Consider the following 23,207-nt stretch of genomic DNA (forward strand, 5'->3'; position numbering starts at 1 on the left):
TGGGGATGGGCGGCGCGTGGGTCGAGGGGCCGGGCCAATGGCTAGCGCTTCTTGCCTGGTCCCTTCTTCTTCGTTCCGCGCTCCTGCTCCTTCTCCTGCTCCTTCTTCTGCTCCTGCTTCGCCGTGCGGCCCGTCCGGGCGGACACCTGCTGGGCGACCCGGCGCACGCCGGAGAAGGCCTCACCGGCCAGCTTCCGCGCCCCGCTGAGCGGTCTCCCCTTGGCCGCCTCCTTCGCCGCCTCCAGCACGCTCGACACCGCCTGCTGGGCCAGGCCCTTCAGGCCCGCGGCTCCGGCCTCGTCCGACTCGAGCGCCTGGGGCTGCTCGGCCCGGGGCTGCTCGGCCCGGGGCTCCTTCTTCGCCTCCTGGCGTACGGGCTCGGCGTTCCGCTGCTCCCTCGCCTCGCGCGGAGCGGCCTCGGACCGCGCGGGGGTCTCGGAGACGCGCATCTGCTCCGCGCGCTCCCGCTCCTCGCGGTGCTTGCGGTACAGCTCCGCCGTCTGCGCGTGCTGGCGCCCGTAGTGCACTCCCTCGTCGGTGTGGGGCTTGGACTGCTCCGCGGGAGGCGTCTGCTCGGCACCGCCCGGGTTCGTCGTGCTGGGCTCCGGCTTGTCCGCCTTGAAATGATCGAAGCTGTACGTGCGCATCCCTGTCTCCTTGCCCGTCGTTTGAATTCCAGCGCTGGTCCGGAAGGTAGGAAGCACCCTCCAGGACAGGAACCGGGGATGGGGGCAGGCAGGAGGGCGAGGGCCCCTCCGTCAGGCGCTCTGCGAGTGCTTCAGCTCAGGTAGGACGCGGCGAACTCGTGGGCGTGGACGATGGGCTGCCGTCCCGCGAAGCCGCCCTCCAGCTCGTGCCAGTGCGACACCTCGGGCTCGCCGAAGCGCCAGCAGAGGTACACCGGGCGGCCGCCCTTGAGCGCGCGGAAGTCCACCAGCCCGTCCGCGGCCTTGATCTCCACGCCCAGCTCCTGGAACTGCTCCAGCTCGTTCTGGATGGTGTCGATGAGCGCATCCCGCTCCCCCCGCAGGGGCGCGGTGCGCTCCGGGCCGGCACCGGCCGCCTGGAGCTCGTCCAGCTCGCGCACGAGCGCATGCACGCGCTCCACGAAGGGCCGCACCCCGGTGAAGGTGCGGGTGAGCAGCGGGATGAGGCGGTTGGCTTCTTCCACTCCGAAGTAGCGCATGGCGGCCCCGAGCTTAGCGCCCGGGACCGGTGAAGAGGGGCGGAGAGCGCCTCCGCGCTTCGTCGTCAGCGCTTCTTCGTCGGCACGCGTCTGGCGGCGGTCTTCACGGCGCGCGCCACGGTCTTCTTCGCCGCGGCCGCGGCCCGCGACAGCACCTTGCGTCCCACGTTGCGCAGCGACACGGGCGTGTCCGCGCTCTTCCGGGCGGGGCTCTTCTCCACCAGGGGCTTGCGGCTCGGGGTGGCCTTGGGGGCCGCCGCGGCCGCCGTCTGCTTGCGAGCGGGTGCCTTCTTGGCCGCCGCGGGCTTCGCCTGCGCCGTGGCCTTCCTGGCCGCGGGTTTCGCCGCCCCCGCCGTCTTCGCCGCCGGTGCGCGCTTCCTCGCCTGCGCGCGCGAGCGGTAGCGCTTCACGGTCTCGGCATGGGCCTGTCCGTACGTGGCGGGGGCCTTGGGCAGCATGGCGTGCTCCGCCTTGTCCTGGCTCAGCGCCAGCTCGTGCTCGTCGTTGCCGAGCCGCGGGCCCGAGCCCTGGTAGGTCTGGGCGGGCTGCTGCGACTTGAAGGGTTCGAAACTGTAGGTTCTGCCCATAGATGTCTCCTGCTGGCGTACCTCGGCTGCCCCAAAGGTAGGGAGCCCGCGCAGCAGGTGGAATGTCTTGCGGGACAGGGGGAGCGGGCGAGCGGCGGGTCTGAAAGGACCTGTGGAGACCCCCTAAGTCAGACGTCTGTTCGCGCGCGTCCTCCTCTCGCGACCCACGCGCACGGGTTGCGCATGGGGGGCGGGTGTCTGATGACCTGGAGGGTCGGACGGACCTCCCCGCAAATCCGGACAGGGCTGAATAGAATTGAAAGCCCTATTGGAATTCTACGCCCCCCCATCTCGAAAGGCTCGCATCACGCGGGAGCCAGGTCTGGTGGGCGAGGGCAACCCTTCACGTGGGCCCATGCCTTGCACGACTCCGTGTCGAAGCAGACTCGTCAGCAGTCGGGGGAGAGCGAGACCATCATGAGCGACTTTCATCTGCCGCAGCTGTTCTGCCCGATCACTCCGGAACTGCACCCCCTCATGACGCAAATCGAGGGCGACGCGCTGGAGCGCTGGTCGAAGTACCTGGGTGTGCACGCGAGGCACTCGGTGTTCCGCAAGCTGCAGCGCAGCCACTTCCCCTTCCTGCTGGGCCGCTGCCACCCGGACGTGCCGCAGGAGAACCTGAGGGCGGCGCTGGACTTCCTCATCTGGAACTTCTCGTGGGATGACCAGGTGGACGTGGGCGAGGTGCCCGCCGAGTGGGTGCGCCAGCAGAGCGAGATGGCGCGGGCGGTGCTCGAGGGCGCCATTCCCTACCACGACGCGCCGCCGCTCTTGTGGCTGCTGGCGAGCATCCGCGAGCGCATCGCCGCGCGGATGCCGGAGCAGTGGATGAAGCGCTTCATCCACGCCTGCTGGTGCTACTTCGAGGGCACCATCTGGGAGGCGGATGTGCGCGGCAACCGCGTCTGCCTGGACGTGGACACGTACATCCAGCTGCGCCGCCTGTCGGTGGGCACGTACATGGGCTTCACCCAGGTGGAGGCCATCGAGGGCTTCCTGCTGCCCGACGAGGTGCTGGCGCACCCGGCCCTGCAGCAGCTCGTGGAGACGGCCACGGACATCATCGCCTGGGCCAATGACTTGTTCTCGCTGGCGCAGGATCTCCAGGACGAGTTCCACCCCAACCTGGTGTTCTCGCTCCAGAAGGAGCGGGGGCTGGGGCTGCAGGAGGCCATCGACGTGGCGGTGGACATGCACGACACGGCGATGCGGCGCTTCCTGGAGCAGGAGAAGCGCCTGCCCTCGTTCGGCGAGCACGACGCGCACGTGGCGCGCTACGTCACCGGTATCCGCCGCTGGGTGCGCGCCAACGTGGACTGGTCCATCCAGACGGGGCGCTACCAGGAGGGCGCGGGCGAGGCGGCCCCCCAGGGGGTGCGCGTGGCGTGAGCGGCTCCACGCTCGTTGGTGTGCCCCTCCCGTAAGGGGCAGAGCCGTGGGCGCTCGTGAAGCGGGGCGGCGAGCACCGTGTCGTTTCGCCCTTCAGCCCCGGTGCCGCTCGGCGATGCGGTAGAGCCAGGTGAGGGAGTAGTCCAGCAGTGCCTGCCGCGAGCGCATGTAGTTGCGGGCCCGGAGGAAGGGAAGCCAGACGCGGTTGCCCACGAGCACCTGGGCCTCCTCGAGCTTCTGGCGCGGAATCCACCGGCCGCCGAGGTTGCGCACCAGCACCTCGCCCAGGTACGCGCCAATGGCGGGCACCGCGTGCGCGTCGATGGCTTCCCTCAGGCGGCTCTTCGGGAATTCCTCGCGCCAGAAGTAGAAGTCGGCGTCCGTGAGGGACTCGGGCGTGGCCTCGAAGACGGAGGGGACGTCCGAGTGCAGCAGCGCCACGAGGTGCTCGGCCAGGTCGCCGTAATGCTCGAGCGAGCGCTCCGGGTCGTCCACGTCCGGAGGCAGCGCGGAGCCGGCGGGGCGCCACTCCTCGGGCTCGGGGGGTTGCCACGCGTTGAGCTCGGCAATCCTCCGCTGGCGCTCGTGACTGGCGGCCTGGTCCACCACCCGGGAGAGAAGCGAGGCCAGCTCCGGGTGGAAACGGGGCTCCACGGGGGCGAGCATGGCACTGCGCTCATGCAAGGTACGCAGCACGGTGTCGAAGTCGAGGTCCGGGCGGAGGTGGGCGTGAGCGCGGGCCTGTGCGAGCCGTGCCTCCTTGCTGGCGAAATCCGCCACGGTGGGCCACGTCACCAGGAGGACGGAGCCGTTGGGCAGCTCCTCCACACGGTGGGCTGGGGTGGACAGCATGCGCTCGCGGCCCACGGTTTCCACCAGATGGGGGCCGAAGACGTTGAGCCAGAACACCTCGTAGATTTTGTCGAATCCGTCTCTCAGTGCCGCCTTTTCATCCCGCCCAAAATCAGGAGAGCCCGCCAGGCTCCTGTCAGCGACGCTGTGGGCTGCGGCATGAGTCACAGGGTAGTGAGAGGCCCAGGCTCGCGTCATCTCCACGAACAACCGGCAACGCTCCGCTTCCGAGAAGAATGCGAGCGGCTGCACCTCGAGCAAGATGGTGAGCTTGGGAGTAAGCGGTGGGAAATCAAGCCGAGGCCATATCTCCAACGTGGGCCAGGTCGTCCGGTAGAGGCCAATGGACGTTCCTCTTTCGTGACGCTTCTCCTCCAGCGCCTTCCAAATCGCGGAGCGGGAGTACTTGCGTCGACGCTTGCCTTCAACGATGTCCGGCATCCACCCATCAGCGTATCGCTCGAGTTCTCCAAGCAGGGGCTCCAACTCACTCTCCAGTGGAGCTTGCTGGTCGAAAGCACCGTCAAATGTGAGCAGGAGGCTGTCCTCCAGGCGCGACAACTCCAACACCTTCATTGGAATAGAACCTCCACGCCCGGGACGGCGTCTTTCGTTGCGGTGACAGCGGCTCTCAATCGGTCTGCGTTCAAGGGCTTGAGGTCGCCGCCCTCGTAAACCAGACGCACCCTCGGCACTTCCACCTCGCCACCTCTCGGGAGAAGGGACCGCAGAGAATCCCGGCGAATGTCCAGCTTTTCTCCATATTTCTGCAGAGCTTCTCGCGCATCCGCAGCCAGTTGGGTTTCGAGAGCTGGACCTCGCAGTCCCGCGAGATCGCGGCTCTTGAAGCTGAAGGTCTCCACGCGCCGTGGCCCTGGGCCGAGCGCGCCTTCCTCGATGACGAGCACGTCAGCGAAGCGCAGGCCTGAGCCCGGCTTCCACACGCCCACCTGCGTTTCGATGCGGGGCTTGTCGAAATCCCCGAGGAGGCTGCGCTGGGCCCGCGGCTTCTCCGCGTCCGCTTTCAGCAGCCTCACCATGTCGCGCTCGAAGGCCAGCCCCCGGGCAAACCACCCGCGCAACTGCTCGTAGCCCTTCCACTTGAGGGGGCCCTCGGCGGCCGTGCCACTCTCCACCTCCTTGAAGCGCTCGTTGTAGTACTCCACGTACTCGCGCCAGCGCGGGTTGCCCCGGGCCTCCGGTGGTGGGGCGTCGAGGAAGGGGCGGTGCTGCTCGAGCACCCTCAGGTCCCTGGGCAGGCGCGGGCCCGTGGCCTCGAGCTCCGCCACCGCCAGCTTCGCCTCCACCACCGGCAGCGTGTGCCCCACGCCCTCGTCCACCAGCGAGGCCAGGGTGCCCTGTCGCTCCGCGGCACCAGCCTTCGTGGCGGAGGGACGTGCGGCCTCGTCCGCCGCTGCGGCGGCTTTCCCGGCGCCCGCCCCGCTCTTCGAGGGAGGGGAGCCCGAGGCCCCAGGCCTTGCCTTGGACATGAGCGGCCGTGCACGGGCCACGTTTCCCCGGGCCTCGTGCAGTGCCAGCGCGGCGTCCGCCCCGCCCGCCGCGACGAAGCGCCCGGCCTCACGGCTGGCCCGGATGTACCCCGCCAGGTCGCGCAGGCCCTGGAGGTTCATGACTCCCTGGAGCTGCCGCGCCGTCTCTCTCAGGGCCCGCAGCCGCGCGTCCGCGGCGTCCACCCCGGTGCGCAGGCGCGAGCGCACGCCCGCGGCGCCTTCCCCCGTGGCGAGGGAGCGCACGCCCTTGTAGCCCCCGAGGAGGGCCAGCACCAGCGCCGGTGTCGCCTCGCGCATGCCCTGCTCCCACTCTCCCCGCCACAGCGACTCCACCCCATGCAGGGAGGTGGCGACGAAGTGGTAGCCCCCCAGCGGCACCCCAAAGGTGAGCTCGTCAAAAGCACTCAACGCCAGGGTGTCCGCCGAGGCGTGCTCCACCAGCTCCCTCCGGGCCCTGGCGAGGGCCTCCTGGTACTCCGGCGGCAACTGGCCCCGGATGGGGAAGAAGGCGAGCTCGCGCCCTGCGTCGTTCATGGAAGTGCTGGAGAGCGCGTCGGCGCCAAATCGGAGAACGCCTCGGCCCAGGTCGGCGAATTCGGAGTCCCTGTCCACCCGGGCCGTGGGTTTGAGCCCCCGCTTCTCCAGGGCGGCTTGGAAGGCGGGCAGCAGCGCGAGGGTTTCCTCCAGCCGCTTGTCCCGGGCCAGCAGGAAGAGCATCTCCCGCAAGTCATCGTCATGGGAGGAGTCGACGGTGAAGACGGCGAGCACCTGGGCATTGAGGCGCCCATGGGCCTCGGGGGCCTTCACCAGGAGGGCGGTGCGCTTGTCGTTGAGCAGGCGGGCGATGTCCTCGCGCGGTGGGCCCAGGGCCCCGAGGCGCACCGCGCTCCAGTCGTCCAGGGCCTCCAGCAGCCGGGGCATGTCCACGCGCTGTTGCAGGGCGAGGACTTCCCCGGGCGAGGAGCAGGTGAGGAAGGGCGCCAGCAACTCCTCGGGGCTGGAGGAGAAGTCGGGCCAGCCCGGGGGCACCGCCTGCCCTCCGCACGAGGGCGGCTCCTCGGAGACAGGCCCCGTGCTGGCCAGCTCGGACGCGGGCGCCTGGCCCGCGCTCGCGAGGGAGGCGTCCGGGCTCAATCCGCGTGCGCTGCGGCGGCGGTGCAACCGCTGCTGCCCACCCGCCTCGGAGGAGAAGGCGGGCTCGTCCGCCTCCGTGGAAGCAACAGGGGAGGACACCTCGAGTGAGGGGGCCGTGGCGCCCACCTCCCGTAGCGTGGAGAGGGCATGGGAGGCCCGCTCAGCGACGCAGCCGGTGGAGAGCAGCATGGCCCCCAGCAGCGTCGCCCACCTGTGTGCCAAGGCCTCAGCGCGCATGGTCTACCCCCGGGCCGAGCGACGCGAAGGCACCCGGGCGTAGGTTCCCCGTCCGCCTTCGGAAACACCCGCGTGCCGCCCTCGGCCAGCGCACCTGGCCCGAGTACAGAGGGCGTGCCCCTGGCTGGCCCCGGACCAACGCCCGGACAGCTCAGGAGGCTCGCTCTGCACGAGACCTCCTGACAGGACTCGCTCCAATTGGCCTACTCCCAGGAGAACTCGACCGAGAAGTCGGTGAGGGTGCTCTGCCGCACGGTGGCGCGCGCGCCCTTGAGCTGGGCGGCGTTGAGGATCTGCATCAGCGAGCCGGCGAAGTAGGCCCCGGGAACGGCGTTGACGTAGTCCACGCGCCCGCTCTTGGGGCCGGTCCACGTCAGCGTGCAGGAGCCGTGGTCCCACGCCGTCTTGTAGGCCGAGGGCATGCTCTCGATGAGGCGCTTGGGCTCCTTGCCCACCAGCGACAGCAGCATCTTGCCAGTGGTGGACTCGAGGAAGCGGGGCGCGACGCGCATGCCCAGGTGCTGCATGGCCCCGTCGAAGCCGCCGTGCTTGTCGCTCAGCTCGCGCGCGGCGGCGTACGTCAGCTTGAGGAAGGTGCTGACGGGGTAGGAGAAGAAGGCGGTGAAGTTGCCGCTTCCGGCCGCGTCCACGCAGCGCTTGAGTGACTCCGCGTTCCCCTCGGTCCGCACCAGCTCCAGCGCGGAGCCGAAGAGGAATCCGCGCGTGGTGTCCTTGGGCCCCACCAGGGCCAGACGCTGCTCCAGCTGTTGTTGCGTTGCTGCGGACCCCTGCGACGACTGCGCCGTGCTCATGCGTGTGACCCCCGGGAGTGACGTCTACTCTACGACGGTTCACGGGGGTCTGTTCTAGAGGTCCAAGAATTCGAGCAGTGCCCCCAACTCCTTGTCCGACAAAGCTTCCTGGCTGTAGGGCGGCATATTTCCACCCACGCCGAAGAAGCGGCCGTGCCGCACCTTCTCGATGAAGACGAGCCCTGGGGGCACGCCGGGGAAGAGCGTGCCGTAGTCCCGGGAGACCTCGGGGAGGATGGAGGCGAGCTCGGTGAGGCGGCCCTTCCCGGTATGCGGCTCGCCGTGGCAGTCCTGGCACGCGGCCTCGTACACGCGCTCGCCCTCGCTGGCGCTGCCACGCGGCACGTCGGTGATGTCCTTGACGAGCGTGAAGGGCTGGGCGGGTGCCTGGGCGTCCGGGCTGATGCTCACGAGGTACTCGTAGAGGGCGCGGCTCCTGGGGTCCTCGGGCGTGAGCGGGGTGACGCCACGCATGAAGGCCGTGTAGCAGAAGTTCACCGCGTCCAGCAGGCGCGTCTCGTAACCGCCCCACCAGTGGGGACGGGACGCCACGTTGTGCAGCGACAGGCCCACGTATGTCTTTCCCGCGGGCGGCGTGGCCGTGGTGGCGTGGCACGTGGCGCACGAGAAACTGTTGTACTGGCTCTCCGACAGCGCCGCGTCGCGGAACAGTTCTTCGCCGTACTCCGCCGCGGGCGTGGGCCCACAGCCGGCCGCGAGCAGCACCGCTCCCAATCCCAACCACCTCATGGCTTCCTCCGCAGGATGCCCACCGAGTCCGGGTAGATGCCCACCTTCACCGTCTTCACCACCTCGCCGGCCTGCAGGTCCAGCACGTGCAGCGTGCCCGGGCCCCGGTGGTCGCCCTCGCACACCGCGAGCGCATGCCGGCCATCCGGCGTGAGCTCCACCTGGTGCACGTTGAGGCAGCCCGCGTCCGACAGGTGGATCTCCCCCTGGATGGCGGAGGTGGCCGTGTCGATGACGGCCACCGCGTCCACCGCCTGGTAGGGCAGGTAGAGCGTCTTGCCGTCCGGAGTGACGACGCCGAACATGGGCGCGCCGCGCAGCCCGTAGATGGAGCGCTCGGGCCTCACCGTGAGCGACTCGGGGTCGAGGTAGTGCACGATGCGGCTCTTGAGCGAGCTCACCCACAGCGCGCCATCCGTGGGAGACAGCGTGAGCGCATACGGCTCGTGCCTGGGCGCGAGGGCGGTGCCCGCGTTGGGCATCTTCACGCGGGTGACGGTGGGCGCCGGCGTGTCGAGCTGCACCACGGCCACCTCGTCCGAGATGCACGCGGCATAGGCGCGCGTCTCGTCGGGGGACAGGCGCACCGCGTGCGGCGCCGGGCACAGGGGCACCATCGCCTTGCGCGTCAGGGTGTCCGCGTCGAGGATGGCCAGGCGCGCGTCCATCTTGCTCTCATCGGTGGTGCCGCTGTTGGCTGCCTCCTGGATCTTCAACATGTCGAAGTGCGTCTGGTACAGCGTGCGGCCGTCCGCGCTGAGGATGAGGTCCCCCGGGTTGCGGTCCACGCGCACCGAGCCCACCAGGCGGTTGTCCTTCGCGTCCAGCTTGAGGGCGTAACCATCCGCGGTGCCGCTGCCGTGGTTGCCGTGCGGACCCGAGCCGGCGCCGGGCACGAAGTAGGAGAGGCCCACGTAGTAGTAGTCCCCGCGCGGGGAGAAGGCGGCGTGGTGCGGCCCCTCCAATTCCACGGGGTTGAGCCCCACCGGGATGCGCGCCAGCTCGCCCCAGTCCGGCGAGCCCATGCTGTCCAGGTCCAGCAGGCTCACGGTGTCATCGAGGCTGTTGGTGACGACGATGCGCCCGCCGCCCAGGCCGGGCAGCTCCGGCCCCGTGGGCCAGGCCGTGTCATGGGCGAAGTCGAGCTCCGGCGGCTCCGTGCCGGTGCACGCCCCGAGCGCGAGCGGGGCGAGCAGTGCGATCAGGTGCCGCCTCACGGCGCGCTCCGGCGGAAGGTGCGCGGCTCGGCGAGGCGGTAGGGGCCCTCGGTGACGCGGTTCTGCACGAGGTAGGCGCTCATCACCTGCACGGTGAGGTCCTTGCCCGCGTGCTTGCCCAGCGCTTCCCACGTAGCCGTGTCGAGCTGCCAGGACAGCTCCGAGGTCACCACCTGGGCCACGGGGCACTCGCCACCGGCGGAGATCTCCACCCAGTAGAGGTCTCCCGTGTACGGAGGCAGGTGCGCGTGGGCGGTGGGCAGGAGCAGGTCTCCCAGCCAGGCGCCGAAGGAGCGCGAGGGACGGGGCGCGGACTCGAGCGCGAGCATGCCCGGGCCGGGCCGCCGCAGCGAGGCGCGCAGGGGCGAGGTCCACTCCCAGGTGGGCGGGGTGGCATCGGCCGGGTACACCTCGCCCGGGGAGGGGGAGAGGAGGTTGACGGCGCGGGAGGCGTCGAGCGGCCGCTGCTTCACATCCACGAGGGCGCGCCAGGCCTCGTCGGTGGACTTGCCGGCGTAGAGGGGCTCTCCACAATCCGTGGCGGTGCCCTGCTCACAGGCGGACGTGGCGAGGGCGAGGGCGGCCACGCAGGCGGTGCTCAGGTGTTTGACGTTCATGGGTCAGTTCTCCGGGTTGCGCCGCCGCGGACGGCGGAAGAGCGAGAGCGCGAGCAGACAAGCCGCGGGCACCAGGCCGCTGGTGGACGAGCAGCCCTTCCTGGGCGGAGGCGGGGGCTCCGGCGGAGTGGGCTCGGAGATGCCACCATCTCCGGGGTTCGTGCCCGCGTCGGCGCCCGGCGAGCCACCGTCCGGCGTCCCGGCATCTCCCGTCTCCCCGGGCGTCAGGTTCGGGTCGGCCTCGATGGTGGGGGCGAACTGGGGCCAGTAGGGCCGGCAGATGTCATGCGTCGGAGTGCCGGCGGGGCACGCGGGGGGTTTGGTGTCGGGCAGGTTGAAGAGGGGCGTGTACGTCTGGCCCTCATCGGTGGTGGTGGCCAGGGCCCAGTCGTGCAGGCGCGAGGCACCGCAGACGTAGAGGACATCGCCCTCGCGCTGCGCGCAGGCATTGCCGTCGGGCAGGGGCAACTGGGTGGCGTAGGTCTCCCCGGCGCGGACGCGGAAGAGCCGCGTGTGCGTGGCGGCCCAGAGGGTGTTGCCGTCGGCGGAGACCTCGATGCCGATGAGGTACTCGCCGAGGCCGTCCTGGGCCTCACCCTCCGGGTGGAGCACGGAGGTGAAGGTGCGGCCCCCGTCCTTGCTCTCCAGCACGTACGTCCAGCCCTGCCAGGAGACGCGCGCCCAGAGCCGGTCCGGGTCGGTGTCGGACACCTTCATGACGAACAAGTCGTACGGGTAGGGGGGCGCCGGGTAGGCCGGGAAGGACTGGGCGATCTCCTCCCAGTGCGCGCCCTCGTCATCACTGCGGTAGATGCGCAGGCTGGTGGCGGTGCCACCGGAGACGTAGATGCGCCGCGAGTCCGAGGGCGCCACCTTGACGGCGGTGAAGACGACGGTGTCGCTCTGCAGGACGGGGGTGAACGTCTGGCCCCCATCGTCGCTGCGGTAGACGCCGTTGCGCGAGGCGCTGCGGCTCGTCGTCACCCACAGGCGCGAGGGATTGGACGGGGGCGAGGCGAGCCCGATGGGCCAGAGCCCCCGGGACTTGAAGTAGTCGTGCACCGACCAGGTGCAGCCGCCGTCCTGCGAGCGGATGAGGGCGGCGCCGGTGGCCGCGAGCAGGGTGCCATCGGGCTGCCACAGGAAGGTCTCCGGGCGCCACCCGCCGTAGTTCATGGCCTCGGGGCAGATCCAGCTCCAGCTCTTGCCACTGTCGCGGGAGATGACGGCACCGAAGGTGGCGCCGAGGAACATGTCCTCGGGATGGCCGCGGCGCACGGTGACACTGGTGGTGTCGGGGTAGCCCAGGTGCGCCAGGGCGGGAGGGGTGTGGAGCGCGAGCAGGACCAGCAGCCCCGCGCGGCGGAGTGAAGAGAGGAATGTCATGGGAGGCCCTCCGTGGGCGGAGCCCGCACGATGAACGGCAGGAGTGGAAGGGTATACCGGTGCCCGGTGAGAGGGGATGGATATGTGTCGGGTGGCTCGCTCGTTCACCGGGCGTGCGCGAGGGTGGGAGGGCCGTCCTCCGGGGGCGCGGTATCGTGGGCGCTCCGAGTCACGAAAGGAAACGCCGACATGAGATGGACGCGTCGCGCCTGTGCGGTCCTGGCCATTGGAGTCCTGCCGTTGTCCGCCTGCAACCGCGAGCCGCCGGAGGTGCCGGCCACCCACGATGTCCAGGGAGACTGGGTGGACACGGGCCGCTACGCGGCGTGCACGGTGCGCCCCACCACGGAGGCCACCTGCGGAGCGCTGGAGGGCTTCGATGTCTCCCGGTGTGACACGGGCTCGCTGGCCGGCATTCCGGGGGACGGCATCTACACGATGCTGTACCGGCTCGACGCCGAGTCTCCTGGCATCGGCGCGGGCTCCTTCCGTGTGTCGGCGGATGGGAGCCTGGACTCGTTCCGGGGAGTGAAGCCGGCGCAGCGGCAGGTGGACGCGGACACCTTCTTCCTGTCGAGCACGCGCACGCAGGGGACCTCGACCACGCTGCGCAACTCGGTGGTGGGGTGCCGGGCCGAGGGCAACCGGCTGTACGGCTGCTACGTGAACTGCCGCGACGGGAGTATCTCCGGTGCGGGCACCTTCGTGGCGGAGCGCTGGGCGCGGCGCGCGGGCGAGGCGGAGGCCTCGGGGCTGAGGCTCGTCTCCGAGTCGTTCGTGGAGGGGGGCCTGCCAGTGGACGTCTACGTCACGCAGGGCCATGCGTACGTGGTGTCCATCCCGGATGGGACCGAGCCCGGAGGGCTCACGGTGTACGACGTGAGCAACCCGGAGGCGCCGGTGTTCAAGAAGTGGATCAGCCAGCCGAACGACAACTATTGGAACGGGGTATGGGCGAAGGGGAACGCGCTGTACGTGGCGAGCGCGAGCACGGGCGTGGTGGTGTTCGACATCACGAATCCGGCGAGTCCGCAGCTGGTGAAGAGCGTGTCATCGGGACAGGGGGGGCGGGTGGACGTGCACACGGTGTTCGTGGAGGGGGAGCGGCTGTACGCGATGTCACCGGGCCCCTCGCCGCGGACGTTCATCTACGACATCCAGAAGCCCACGGAGCCGAGGCGGCTCGGTGATTACGGGGAGGTGGGAGCGGGCTCGAATCCCCAGGTGGGCTACCCGCATGACGCGCTGGCCTTCGAGGGGATGCTGTACATCAACCACTGGTCGGGCGGGTACGTGATGGTGGACGTGAGCGACCCGGCGAATCCGAGGAAGGTGGGGGCGTACACGTACCCGTACGCGACGAGCCACGCGAACGCGGTGGGGAAGTTCGGAGACAGGCGCATCGCGTTCGAGGGAGGGGAGAACTGGGGAGCGCACCTGCGGGTGCTGGACGTGACGGACCCCGCGCAGCCGAAGCGGGTGGGCGAGTACAAGCGGGAGGAGAACGCGTCCATCCACAACATGGTGCTGAAGGGCGAGCGGCTCTACATCGCGTACTACCATCACGGGGTGAGGGTGCTGGACGTCTCGGAGCCGGAGAGCCCGAGGGAGGTGGCGTACTACAACACGTACCGCGAGACGGATCCGGGCCGGGGGGAGAGCTTCTACGAGGGGGCGATCGGCATGAGGGTACCGGGAGACGGGTACGTGTACGTCATCGACACATCGAGGGGACTGCTCATCTTCCCGGAGCCCTGATGCGCAACCACCCCTCTCCCTCCGGGAGAGGGACGGGGTGAGGGTATCGAGCATCCCTCTGTCAGTCCTGAGTCAGCGGCCTGGGAGGAACACCGCTCAGACGTGGAACCAGCGACTCCGTGGTCTCATCGAGAAACGGGGTCAACCCACTGTGCGTGCCGCGAGCGCGCAGGAGCACGAGGGGAGCCTCGGTCCAGCAGCGAACTTCCCGCTCCCTCTCACCGGCTGTGAGGACTTCGAGCACGCGCTTGGGGCTGCGTTTGGCCTGCTCCTTCTTCGCATCGAGCCGGTGGGCCTCCTCACAGGGGTTGAACCCAAGCTCCTGGCGCATGGCGGCGAGGCGGGCCCGTTCGGCCTCCGTTTCGGGCTCGAATCCGGCGAGCACCCAGGCCTCACGCATCGGGTCGGGGCTTCCGAGGACGAGCTCGAAGGAGACAAGGGGCCGGGCCTCGGTACGGGCCTGGTGCAGACCCGTGCGTCTGGCGGTTCCCTGGTCATCCATGTCCCAGACGAGGATGACCGCGTCGATTTCCGTGCCGCTCAGTGCGAGCTCGCGGGCCACGAGGAAGGCGGTGCGCCCCATGAGGGCACCAGCTTCTCCCGGCCGTCCCGCGAAGTGCCCCTGAGGCACACGGAGCTTGAGACGGCTCGCGTAGGCCGACAGCTTGTGAAGGTCGAAATGGTTCCGGCCCTCTCCATCGGGTACCCAATCGCGGAAGCCCTTCCGAGCGTCTTCGGAAGGGCCCTCGAGCAGCTCCCGGACCCAATCGGGACCTCGTTCCCGGAGGACACGATCGACCAGCCCCTGGATGGTCTCGAGGTCGGCGGGGGACTCACAGAAGACGAGGAGCTTCGCCATCTCACTTCTCCCCTACGACCCAACGCCACTCCGGGTCGAGGCTCCAGAGCTGGCCCGTGGTGAGGGCACCGCGCATCTTCTCCGCCTGGGGATGCTCCGAGAGGCTTCGGCATGCGACCGAACCATCCTTGCGTGGAGCGAACACACGGACATCGGAGGGCTCGAGCGCGTCGAGGATGTAGGGCGAATGCGTGGTGGCGACGAGCTGGACCTCCGGGAAGCCCTCGAGGAGGCGCTTCAACTCGCCCATCAGCTCCATCTGGGCCTGGGGATGGAGGGATTGATCGATGTCATCGAGCAGCAGGATGCGCGGACGGTTCGGGCTGCAGAGCGCGGTCAGCAGCGCGAGGGTGATGAGCGTGCCCTCACTGGCACCATGGGCCGGGACGTCGAGGGCATCCTTGAAGTCGATGAAGACCTTGTTGCCGATTCGCGGCTCGCCCTGATTCGGCGACTGGGACATCTTGACCCGTCGGACGCGAATCCGCTGGATGCTCGGGACGATCCTGCGCAGCTCCGACTCGATCTGCTCGAAGGCTTCCTCCCGCTCGAGCTTCAGGGCCGCGAGGGCAACCGCTGTGTTGCTCCCATCCGCGTCCACAGCGGGGTTCTCCTCGGAACTGTAGGCAGTGGCGGAGATCCGGTGGGCATCGAAATGGTAGAGCACCGCTGGGCCGACGAGCGATGCGAACCGTCGTTGCGGTGGGAGGGAGACCGTGTCCAACTGACCGCTGAGTCCGCCATGCGACCAGTCGACCCGGATGGCCTGGTCTTTGCCAGGATCGGGTGGAGAGAATTGGATGGCGAGCTTCCATGGAAGCGCATCATCCGTTCCCTCCGCGGCGAGGGTGATGGGCTGCTGTTCCGACCGGCGCAGGAGATCCTGGGGGCTCATCTCGTCCTGAAGGACCACGGCGGGCTGCTCGTTCATCAGCCTGTCCATCAAGTCGAGTGCCTGGAGCACGCTGGTCTTTCCGGTGCCATTCGGGCCAACGAGCACGGTCAGGCGACCCAGGGGGACGGTGGTGTCGCGGTGGCCCTTGAAGTTCCGGAGTTGAATGGACGTGATCATCCAGGGGGTTCCTTCAGCCGTTCCTGGCGGGGCACCCTAGCAAGGTCGCGCGCACTGCGGGTGGTGGACATAGGCCTCATGAGGCATACGCTCGAAGTTCCTGAAACGGAGGCAGCCAGATGAGCCCGATCGCTTTTTCCCGACCCCGAGCCGTGAGCACCCTCTTCGCCGCGGTGCTCCTATCCGCCGTGGCCTGCGCGCACCGGCCGGAGCCGAGCGAAGCACCCGCGCACACGAAACACGCGCACGGAGCGCACCACGGGGGGATGCCGCACCGCTTCGAGAACGCGGAGGAGTGGGCGAAGCGTTTCGAGGAGCCGGAGCGGGACGCGTGGCAGAAACCGGACGAGGTGGTGACGGCCCTGTCCCTGCCGGCGGACGCGAAGGTGGCGGACATCGGAGCGGGGACGGGCTACTTCGCGGTGAGGCTGGCGCGGGCGGTGCCCCAGGGGCGTGTGTACGGCGTGGACATCGAGCCGGACATGGTGCGCTACATGAGCGAGCGCGCGAAGCGCGAGAACCTGGGCAACCTGGAAGCGGTGCTGGGCGAGCCGGGGGACGCGAAGCTGCCGGAGCCGGTGGACGTGGCGCTCATCGTGGACACGTACCACCACATTGGCGATCGGGTGGCTTACCTGAAGCGGCTGGGTGAGAAGCTGAGGCCCGGGGGGCGGGTGGTCATCATCGACTTCCGCATGGAGTCGCCGAAGGGGCCGCCCCGGGAGCACAAGCTGTCCCCCGAGCAGGTGCGCGGGGAACTGGAGGCGGCGGGCTACCGGCAGACCCAGGCGCACGACTTCCTGCCGGACCAGTACTTCCTGGTGTTCCAGCGCGGGTGAGCCGTCACGCCGCTCACAGCCGCTTCGCGGTGATGACGATGTAGCCCATGCAGCGCATCGCGGTCTCCGTGATGCGCGCCCATTGCTCCTGGATGGCCGCGAGGAACTCGTCGCTGTACGCCCGCCGCACCTCCTCCTCCTTCTCCCGGATGGCGGCGGACACCGCACCGAACGTCGCCATGACGTTCTGGGTGATGTCCAGCACCTGCTCGACCTCGTAGCCCGTGTCGCGGATGAGATACGGGTAGTCCTCGGGGCTGATGAAGCTCCGGGTGACGAACGCGTTCTGCAGGAACGTCTGATCCTCCGGCGAGGCCTTCTCCGCGACGACGATGTCCGCGATGAGCAGCCGTCCGCCGGGGTGCAGCACGCGCGCCACCTCGCGCAGCACCGCGGCCCGGTCGGGCATGTGGAAGATCGACTCGAGCGCCCACGCCGCATCGAACGACCCGGCCTGGAACGGCAGCGCCATGGCGTTGCCGCAGAGGAACGACGTCTGCCCGCTCGTGCCATGGAGGCTCGCCCACCGCTCGGCCTGCGCGGCCTGCCGGGGGCTGATGGTGATGCCCTCCACCATGCATCCGCTGCTCTGAGCCAGCCGCGTCGCCGGCTCCCCGAGCCCACAGCCGATGTCCAGCACCCGGTGGCCCTTCTGCGCCCCGAGCTGTTGGATCATCAGGTCCGTGAAGCGCTGCTGCGCCTCGCCGAATGTGCCGCCGGATCCACCCGAGGGCCAATAGCCCAGGTGCAGGCTCCTGCTGCCGATGATCTCGTAGAACGGCGTGATGTAGTCGTAGTGCCGCGCTACGGCTTCCGGTGTTGTCTTGCTTGCCGCGGTCATGGTGCCCGACAGCATACGCTCCAACGCCCGTGCGGGTCGCGGGGCTCGCGTCGTATCACCCACCTCGCACCCCGATGCTCGCCGCCGGAGCACCGTTGCGAAGCTATCAGTTCCCTCAACCCACCCTCGACACAGCCTGGAGCATCCTGGAAGAGCGGCTCTCCTCGCAGCCTCCCCCGCTCCAACAGCCACCGCACCTTGCTGCTCGCCCGCGCGGCTTCACGCGCGGTGAGCCCCTGGAGCGCGCGCGCCGCACCGTGCGTGCGGCGCTCATGGGGGGGGAGGGGGCTCGCAATCTCTTACATCGAGATGGGATGGGCTCGCAGCCAGTCCTGGGCGCGGCGGATCCGCTCGGCCGCCGCGGGCAGGTTCATCTCCCCCAGCAGCTTCCGGTAGGGCTCCAGGTCCTCCGCCGTCCACTGCGTCTTCGCCTCCAGGTCCGCCCTCACCACCTGCTCCTCCGCCGAGCGCGCCTGCGGCTCGCTGTACGACGTGAGGATCGCCGCCAGTATCATCCGCACCGGCTCCGCCTCGAAGGCCACCGCCGCGTCCGAGAAGAAGGCCCGCGTCGTCTCGTTCAGCGCCGTGTCCTTCGCCTGCGCCCGCATCCGCTCCAACATCCCCGGCAGCATCTCCCGGTCCGAGTCCAGCGCCGCCCTCACCGCGCCCAGGAAACCGGACACCGCCGCGCTCCGGGCCTTCGCGTCCATGCCCGGCACCTTCAGCGCGTTCAGCGGCTCCCACAGCACGCTGGTGAGCCACACCTGCTCCTCGGGTGTGAAGACGGACGGCGTCATGCTCTGGCGCAGCGCCGCCTCCACCCGCCCCGAGCGATCCTTCGCCTCCTGCGTGATGCGCGCCGCCAGCTCCGGATCCGACTCCACGTACTTCACCAGCGGCTCCATCTCCCCCTCGCCCGCCTTGCGCAGCACGTCGCGCGCCTCGTCCGAGAGGTCCGCGTGCTCGGCGAGCGTCTCCAGCTTCGACGCCAGCTCCTGGCCGTGCCGGGCGCCCCACTCGCGGAACTGCACGCCGAACACCACGTCCAGCACCGGCCGGTCCTCCGGCTGGAAGTTGCCCGTCTTCGGCGTGGTGGACAGCAGCGCCCCCAGGCACAGCGCCTGCCGGTCCTCCGCGCTCAGGCCCGCCGTCGTGGCCCGTACCAGCAGCGTGGTCCTCAGCTTCTCCAGGAAGGCCCGCGTCCCCAGCTCGCGCACCGTGCCCAGCCGCAGCGTGTTGCGCGCCTGCGCCGGGTCCCTCGCCACGGCGTCCTCCAGCCGCTCCAGCTCCCGCGTCACGTGCTTGTCGAAGGCCGCCGCATCGAAGCGCAGGCCCGGGCCCGGACCCCACTGCGTCAGCAATTCGCCCAGGTGGTCCAACGTCTCGGACACGCGCGACATGTCGCCGCTCCCGAGCATGTCCATCGCCGCCTGCAGATCCTGGGCGAGCGGGTGCTCGGCGGGCTTGGGCGCGGCGGCCGCTTCCTTCGCCCGATCCTCGGCGGCATGGCAGCCCTTGTACTTCTTGCCACTTCCGCAGGGGCAGGGGTCGTTGCGTCCGGGCTTCTGGCGGCTCATGTCCTCACACCTCTCGAAGGAGAAACGACGGGGCCCGGCACACGGTAGTGCCGGGCCCCCTCTTCACCCAGGTGTGCTCCCTAGCAGGGCGAGCGCGTCAGGGCGAGTAACCAAGCGTCAGGCCAATCACGTGGGCCGAGCCCTTGTAGGTGCCCGGCAGCGGCGGGAAGGTGCTCTCGTTCTCCATGAGGGAGATGAACTGGTAGCCCGCGTCCACCCGGAAGGCGGAGAAGGCATAGCCGGCGCCCAGCGACACGCGGATGCGGTCCGCGTCCGGCAGGTCCGGCGCGAGCGTCTCCGCGGGCGAGGGTGTCGGGTCGTAGACGAAGCCCGCGCGCACCGCCAGCGCGTCCGTCACCATGTACTCGCCGCCCACGTGGACGTTCCACCGGTCCTCCCAGTTCTTCACGGAGGGCTGGTTGAAGGCGGGGGTGCTCTGGAACTCGAAGAGGATCTGCCGGACGCTGGACCACTTCACCCAGTTGACGTCGGCGGCCAGCAGCAGCTTCTGCATCGGCGTGAAGGCCAGGCCCAGCCCCAGCGAGGCGGGCGTCTCCAGGGCCACCCGGACGGGCTGGTCCGGGAACGCCGGGGCCACTGGCTCCGGGAAGCCCGAGAAGTCCGCGTCGCCCTCGTTGAACAGCAGCACACGGCTGCGGAAGTGCGCGCCGAGCGTCAGCATCCCCGGCAGCAGGTCCGCCTGGACGCCCGCGTTGTAGCCGAAGCCCCACGAACTCGTGGACAGCGACAGCTCGCCCGTGGCTCCGGCGGCCGGAGACGGCGGGGGCACCACGATCTGCCGGCGGACATCGAGCGTGCCATACACCGCCTGGAAGCCCACGCCCAACCGCAACCAGCTCAGCGGCGCATACGCCACCGTGGGGTTGATGTCGAAGGTGGCCACCTGCGACTCGCGGGCGATCTGCCGCCCCACGAAGTCGTCCGGCCACTTGCTGTTGGCGCCAAAGGGCGTGAAGACACCCACGCCCGCGGCGAGCTGGTGGGTGATTTTGTAGGCGAAGTAGCCGTGCGGCGGAGGCGACACCGGATTCTGCGTCTGCTCGACGCCCGTCGCCGTGGGCGTGAAGCCCAGGTGGGCGAGGATGAGCGAGTCGCCGAGCTGGAGGTCCAGCTTGTTCACCCCGAGGATGCCCGCCGGGTTGTAGTAGATGGACGAGCCATCCCGCATGCTCGCCACGCCCGTCGAGCCCATGCCGGTGGCCCGGGCGCCCTGGGTGTCGATGGCGATGCCGGCTGCCTGGCTGGCCCCCGCGGCGAGCAGGGTCACGACCGTGAGTGTCTTCTTCATACGCGAGTCCTTCTTCGCGACGACCGACTGCGTTTGCCTTTGGTGAGGTAAGGTTGAGTCGTACCCGGAGTGTGGCATCCCCTCCTCGCGGGCAGGTGCGCGTGCGCTCCCGGACAGAGGGGGGTGGGGGCTCGGCGCTTCGCGTCGGGTGGAAGACGGACGATGCCGGGGGGGCGGTTCCCGGATATAGGTTGGGCCCATGAAACGACTGCTCAGTGCGATGACCCTCATGGCGGCCGTGGGCGTGGCGCAGGCCCAGGCGCAGCAGCACCCCCCGGCGGCTCCTTCGGAGCAGCAGGCTCCCCAGGGCGCTCCCGAGGCGGGCGGCCTCACGTGGACGTCTCCCGCGGGTTGGGAGACGCAGGGCGCCCGGCCCATGCGCGTGGCCACCTACCGCATCGCTCCCGCCAAGGGCGACACCGACGCCGCCGAGCTGGCCATCTTCTACTTCGGCGCCGGCCAGGGCGGCGCGGTGGACGCCAACGTGAAGCGCTGGCTGGGCCAGTTCCAGAAGGCGGATGGCACCCCCATCACCGAGAAGGACGCGCGCTCCAAGAAGGAGACCGTCAACGGCCTCGCCATCACCACGCTGGACGTCAAGGGCACCTATACCGGTGGCGGCCCCATGATGGGCCCCTCCACGCCCAAGCCCGGCTACCGGCTGCTGGGCGCCATCGCCGAGGGCCCCGAGGGCCCGCTCTTCTTCAAGCTCACCGGCCCCGAGCGCACCGTGGCCAGCGCCGAGAAGGGCTTCCGCAAGCTGCTCGAGTCGGTGAAGAAGAAGTAGGAAGAAGTTTTCCCACCGCGTCCATCCGGAGACACCCTGGAACGTCGGGCGTGCGACGCACGTCTGGCTCGGGTGTTCCGGGATTCAACAGGCAACGGCGTTCCCTCTGCACGGCGCTCGCGGCGGACACACGTTGGCGGTGAGCCGGGACGTGTGCACTCCGACCCATCACCTTGATCCCCACGAGTGACCACGTCACCAGGGCTCCTCCTCCCTGGGTAGGGGAGGTGCACCCTCATCCCCCTTGCTTCGGATGGAATCATGCGAAGTCGCTTCCTGACCCTGATGATGGTGGCCGCGCTCTCGTCCGCGTGCGGCCAGCAGCGGCAAACCCCCGCCACCGAGGAGGTGGACGAGCAGCAGCTCGCGGAGGACTCGCGCGAGATGGCCCGGCGCTATTCGCAATGGCAGGCGTCCCTGCGCGCACAGGCGATCAAGACCGGGGACAACGAGAAGATGCCCCTGGACCTGAGCGACGAGGTGCACTACCGCTTCGTGATGAACCGGCTCAAGGCCTCGGGGCTCTCGGCGCTGAACGCGCCCCTGCTCTTCCTGCGCCTGGACGAGCTCCACCGCCGGCTGCCCCTGCCCGAGCGGCCGATGGAGGCTCCGGTGGTGGGCATGACGGCCACGGCGGACGGCATGGCGTGTGGACACATGATTCCGCTCGGCCTCAGCGGGAGTGACACCGCCTATGCCCGCTTCAACGGCACGGGCCTCACCTCGTGCTTCGGCGGCTCGGACTACGGCTACGTGGACCTCACGGCCTTCGTCACGGACGAGGACCAGACGTCCTTCCAGTTCCTCGCCAGCGAGTCCCACGAGGAGTACGCGGGCAAGGTGCTGGAGACGCCGCCGCTCGAGCTCGCCGTGCCGAGGCAGGACGACAAGCAGCTGCTGGTGGACTCGCTGGCCATGGCCTTCAACGAGACGACGGGCGAGGAGCAGCTCACCTATACGTCGGTGTCGGCCACGCTGCACCCGGTGCCGGGGCTGGGCGAGGGCGACATCGTCCTCGAGCACCCGAAGGATCTGCTCAAGGACACGCCCGAGAAGCACATCCGCGTGTGCCTGGAGCGCGGGGCGCTCGGCGGCTACCTGGATTGTGATTACGGGCTGGTGCGCCAGGAGGCGGACGGGACGTGGACGCCCTTCCCGGCCTCGGGGGCCACGGGCATCGCCGGCGTGGATGTGGCCGCCACGCGGGACTCCGGGACCGCGACCGGCGTCCCCACGTGGATTCCCAACCCGGGCGCGTACTTCGAGGCCCCGGTGAAGCCCGTGGACCCGGCGCGCTTCCAGCTGCCCATGCGGGGCCACTTCATGCCCCACGTCCTGGAGGAGTGCCAGGTGACGAAGGTGACCAGCAAGGTGGCGGCCATCCTGGTGGACGCCGGTGGCTGGTGTGAGGCGGGCACGGCGGCCGGCACCGTGGTGGGCAAGGGCGAGCTGCCCTGGAAGGTGGCCGCCCCCAGTGCGTCCGGGGCATACCCCTTCGACGGCATCGTGGATTTCGGTACGGGCAACTGCCTGATGCACGCGCAGAACGTGCGGCTGGAGATGTGGGTCTACACCGAGGGCACGTGCCCGGACCCATACGGTGGCGAGCCGGAGCCCTTCCGCTGCCCCTCGAAGAAGGTGGTGAGCCCCGTGGACTACAAGCGCGGGTGCCTGGCGGAGGGGACGCGGGTGACGCGGGCGGATGGCCGGAGCGTCCGGGTGGAGCAGGTGAAGGTGGGGGAGAAGCTGCTGACGCAGGGCACGGGGCGGGCGCTGACGGTGACGTCCGTGACGCGCGGTGGGGAGAGCCAGCCGCTGGTGAAGCTGCGCGACGAGCAGGGGCGTGAGGTGCGGGTGACGCAGACGCACCCCCTGGTGACGGCGGCGCGCGGCGTGGTGCAGGCGAGCGAGCTGAAGGTGGGGGACGCGGTGCTGACGCGCACCGGGGCCCGGAAGCTGGTGGCGGTGGAGCGCGTCCCCTACGCGGGAGCCGTCTACAACTTCGCGCTGGGCACGCCGGAGGAGCTGGCCGGGCTGGGGCCCGAGGCGAGCACGCTGTACGCTGGCGGCTTCCTGGTGGGTGACAGCCAGCTGCAGGAGTCGCTGGAGAAGGCCCGGCGCGTGGATGCCCGGGCGCTGCTGACGCGGCTGAACGGCGCCTGGCACGAGGACTTCCGGCTGTCCCAGGCCCGGAAGCTGGCGCGCGCGCGCCGGTAGCCCACGCCCAGAAGCTCGAGGTCCCCGAGGGGCCGTCCCGGACATACAGGGGCGGCCCTTCTGCTTTTCCCACGGGCCCGCCAGCTGCCCCGCGGCCCTGGGTGCGATCACACCTCCCCACACCTTTCTACAGGCCAGAAGGTAAGGAAAAGCTTTTCCCCCTCCTTTCTACAGACATGGGTATGGGAAAGGATTTGCCCAATCCTTTCTACAGCTTTCTACGCCAGCGCCATGAAAGGCTTTCAGCTTTTTCCCTCTCATCCGGGG

General features: G+C 69.6%; 20 protein-coding genes. 5 read left to right on the forward strand and 15 right to left on the reverse strand.

The window, feature by feature from the left end:
• Positions 1-41 precede the first annotated feature (41 nt).
• From AC16DP_RS29615 to AC16DP_RS29625, 3 genes are all read right to left on the reverse strand, one after another.
• Positions 42-647, reverse strand: a complete 606-nt coding sequence (locus AC16DP_RS29615; RefSeq protein WP_329730525.1) for a hypothetical protein — start codon at positions 645-647, stop codon at positions 42-44.
• Positions 648-778: 131 nt separating this feature from the next.
• On the reverse strand, positions 779-1,186 hold the full coding sequence (locus AC16DP_RS29620) for a DUF2203 domain-containing protein (protein WP_329730524.1): 408 nt from the start codon (positions 1,184-1,186) through the stop codon (positions 779-781).
• Positions 1,187-1,251: 65 nt separating this feature from the next.
• Entirely contained in the window at positions 1,252-1,773 is a 522-nt protein-coding gene (locus tag AC16DP_RS29625; protein ID WP_329730523.1) for a hypothetical protein, read from the reverse strand.
• Positions 1,774-2,190: 417 nt separating this feature from the next.
• Here AC16DP_RS29625 and AC16DP_RS29630 point away from each other — a divergent pair, with 417 nt between their 5' ends.
• On the forward strand, positions 2,191-3,165 hold the full coding sequence (locus AC16DP_RS29630; protein WP_329730522.1) for a terpene synthase family protein: 975 nt from the start codon (positions 2,191-2,193) through the stop codon (positions 3,163-3,165).
• A 93-nt stretch (positions 3,166-3,258) separates the two neighbouring features.
• Here AC16DP_RS29630 and AC16DP_RS29635 read toward each other — a convergent pair whose 3' ends face one another.
• The 7 genes from AC16DP_RS29635 to AC16DP_RS29665 form a co-directional block, all read right to left on the reverse strand.
• On the reverse strand, positions 3,259-4,593 hold the full coding sequence (locus AC16DP_RS29635) for a hypothetical protein (RefSeq protein ID WP_329730521.1): 1,335 nt from the start codon (positions 4,591-4,593) through the stop codon (positions 3,259-3,261).
• Positions 4,590-6,899 carry a hypothetical protein gene (locus AC16DP_RS29640; protein WP_329730520.1) on the reverse strand — a complete coding sequence of 770 codons (2,310 nt, stop codon included), beginning with the start codon at positions 6,897-6,899 and terminating at the stop codon, positions 4,590-4,592. The genes AC16DP_RS29635 and AC16DP_RS29640 overlap by 4 nt, the downstream gene beginning before the upstream one ends.
• Before the next feature lie 203 nt (positions 6,900-7,102).
• The gene (locus tag AC16DP_RS29645; RefSeq protein ID WP_329730519.1) at positions 7,103-7,711 is read right to left on the reverse strand and encodes a TIGR02265 family protein; all 609 of its coding nucleotides are present in this window, start codon (positions 7,709-7,711) and stop codon (positions 7,103-7,105) included.
• 54 nt (positions 7,712-7,765) lie between these two features.
• Complete coding sequence (locus tag AC16DP_RS29650) at positions 7,766-8,461, reverse strand: c-type cytochrome (RefSeq protein ID WP_329730518.1); 696 nt, start codon at positions 8,459-8,461, stop codon at positions 7,766-7,768.
• On the reverse strand, positions 8,458-9,678 hold the full coding sequence (locus AC16DP_RS29655; protein ID WP_329730517.1) for a YncE family protein: 1,221 nt from the start codon (positions 9,676-9,678) through the stop codon (positions 8,458-8,460). Before AC16DP_RS29655 ends, AC16DP_RS29650 begins: the two co-directional genes overlap by 4 nt.
• Positions 9,675-10,295, reverse strand: coding sequence for a hypothetical protein (locus AC16DP_RS29660; protein ID WP_329730516.1), 621 nt, complete (start codon positions 10,293-10,295; stop codon positions 9,675-9,677). The genes AC16DP_RS29655 and AC16DP_RS29660 overlap by 4 nt, the downstream gene beginning before the upstream one ends.
• A 3-nt stretch (positions 10,296-10,298) precedes the next feature.
• Entirely contained in the window at positions 10,299-11,681 is a 1,383-nt protein-coding gene (locus AC16DP_RS29665; protein WP_329730515.1) for a WD40/YVTN/BNR-like repeat-containing protein, read from the reverse strand.
• Positions 11,682-11,870: 189 nt separating this feature from the next.
• Between AC16DP_RS29665 and AC16DP_RS29670 the strand changes: the two genes are divergently transcribed.
• Positions 11,871-13,439 (forward strand): LVIVD repeat-containing protein, encoded by a 1,569-nt coding sequence (locus tag AC16DP_RS29670; protein ID WP_329730514.1) that lies wholly within the window; start codon positions 11,871-11,873, stop codon positions 13,437-13,439.
• Between the two features lie 61 nt (positions 13,440-13,500).
• Here AC16DP_RS29670 and AC16DP_RS29675 read toward each other — a convergent pair whose 3' ends face one another.
• Both AC16DP_RS29675 and AC16DP_RS29680 read right to left on the reverse strand, forming a co-directional pair.
• Positions 13,501-14,298, reverse strand: coding sequence for a hypothetical protein (locus tag AC16DP_RS29675; RefSeq protein ID WP_329730513.1), 798 nt, complete (start codon positions 14,296-14,298; stop codon positions 13,501-13,503).
• A gap of 1 nt (position 14,299) precedes the next feature.
• Positions 14,300-15,370: an AAA family ATPase gene (locus tag AC16DP_RS29680; protein ID WP_329730512.1), complete on the reverse strand. Its 1,071-nt coding sequence runs from the start codon at positions 15,368-15,370 to the stop codon at positions 14,300-14,302.
• A 152-nt stretch (positions 15,371-15,522) separates the two neighbouring features.
• On the opposite strand from AC16DP_RS29680, the gene AC16DP_RS29685 reads away from it, so the two are divergent.
• A complete protein-coding gene (locus tag AC16DP_RS29685; RefSeq protein WP_329730511.1) occupies positions 15,523-16,209 on the forward strand; it encodes a class I SAM-dependent methyltransferase in 687 nt (228 codons plus the stop codon).
• Between the two features lie 13 nt (positions 16,210-16,222).
• Here the strand turns inward: AC16DP_RS29685 and AC16DP_RS29690 are convergent, their stop codons facing one another.
• From AC16DP_RS29690 to AC16DP_RS29700, 3 genes are all read right to left on the reverse strand, one after another.
• Positions 16,223-17,050, reverse strand: a complete 828-nt coding sequence (locus AC16DP_RS29690) for a methyltransferase domain-containing protein (protein WP_329730510.1) — start codon at positions 17,048-17,050, stop codon at positions 16,223-16,225.
• Positions 17,051-17,349: 299 nt separating this feature from the next.
• The gene (locus AC16DP_RS29695) at positions 17,350-18,627 is read right to left on the reverse strand and encodes a YecA family protein (RefSeq protein ID WP_329730509.1); all 1,278 of its coding nucleotides are present in this window, start codon (positions 18,625-18,627) and stop codon (positions 17,350-17,352) included.
• 97 nt (positions 18,628-18,724) lie between these two features.
• Positions 18,725-19,936 (reverse strand): OmpP1/FadL family transporter, encoded by a 1,212-nt coding sequence (locus AC16DP_RS29700; RefSeq protein ID WP_329730508.1) that lies wholly within the window; start codon positions 19,934-19,936, stop codon positions 18,725-18,727.
• 199 nt (positions 19,937-20,135) lie between these two features.
• On the opposite strand from AC16DP_RS29700, the gene AC16DP_RS29705 reads away from it, so the two are divergent.
• Entirely contained in the window at positions 20,136-20,723 is a 588-nt protein-coding gene (locus tag AC16DP_RS29705) for a hypothetical protein (RefSeq protein WP_329730507.1), read from the forward strand.
• Positions 20,724-20,984: 261 nt separating this feature from the next.
• Entirely contained in the window at positions 20,985-22,940 is a 1,956-nt protein-coding gene (locus AC16DP_RS29710) for a Hint domain-containing protein (RefSeq protein WP_329730506.1), read from the forward strand.
• Positions 22,941-23,207 lie beyond the last annotated feature (267 nt).

This window comes from Archangium sp. (assembly GCF_057119385.1).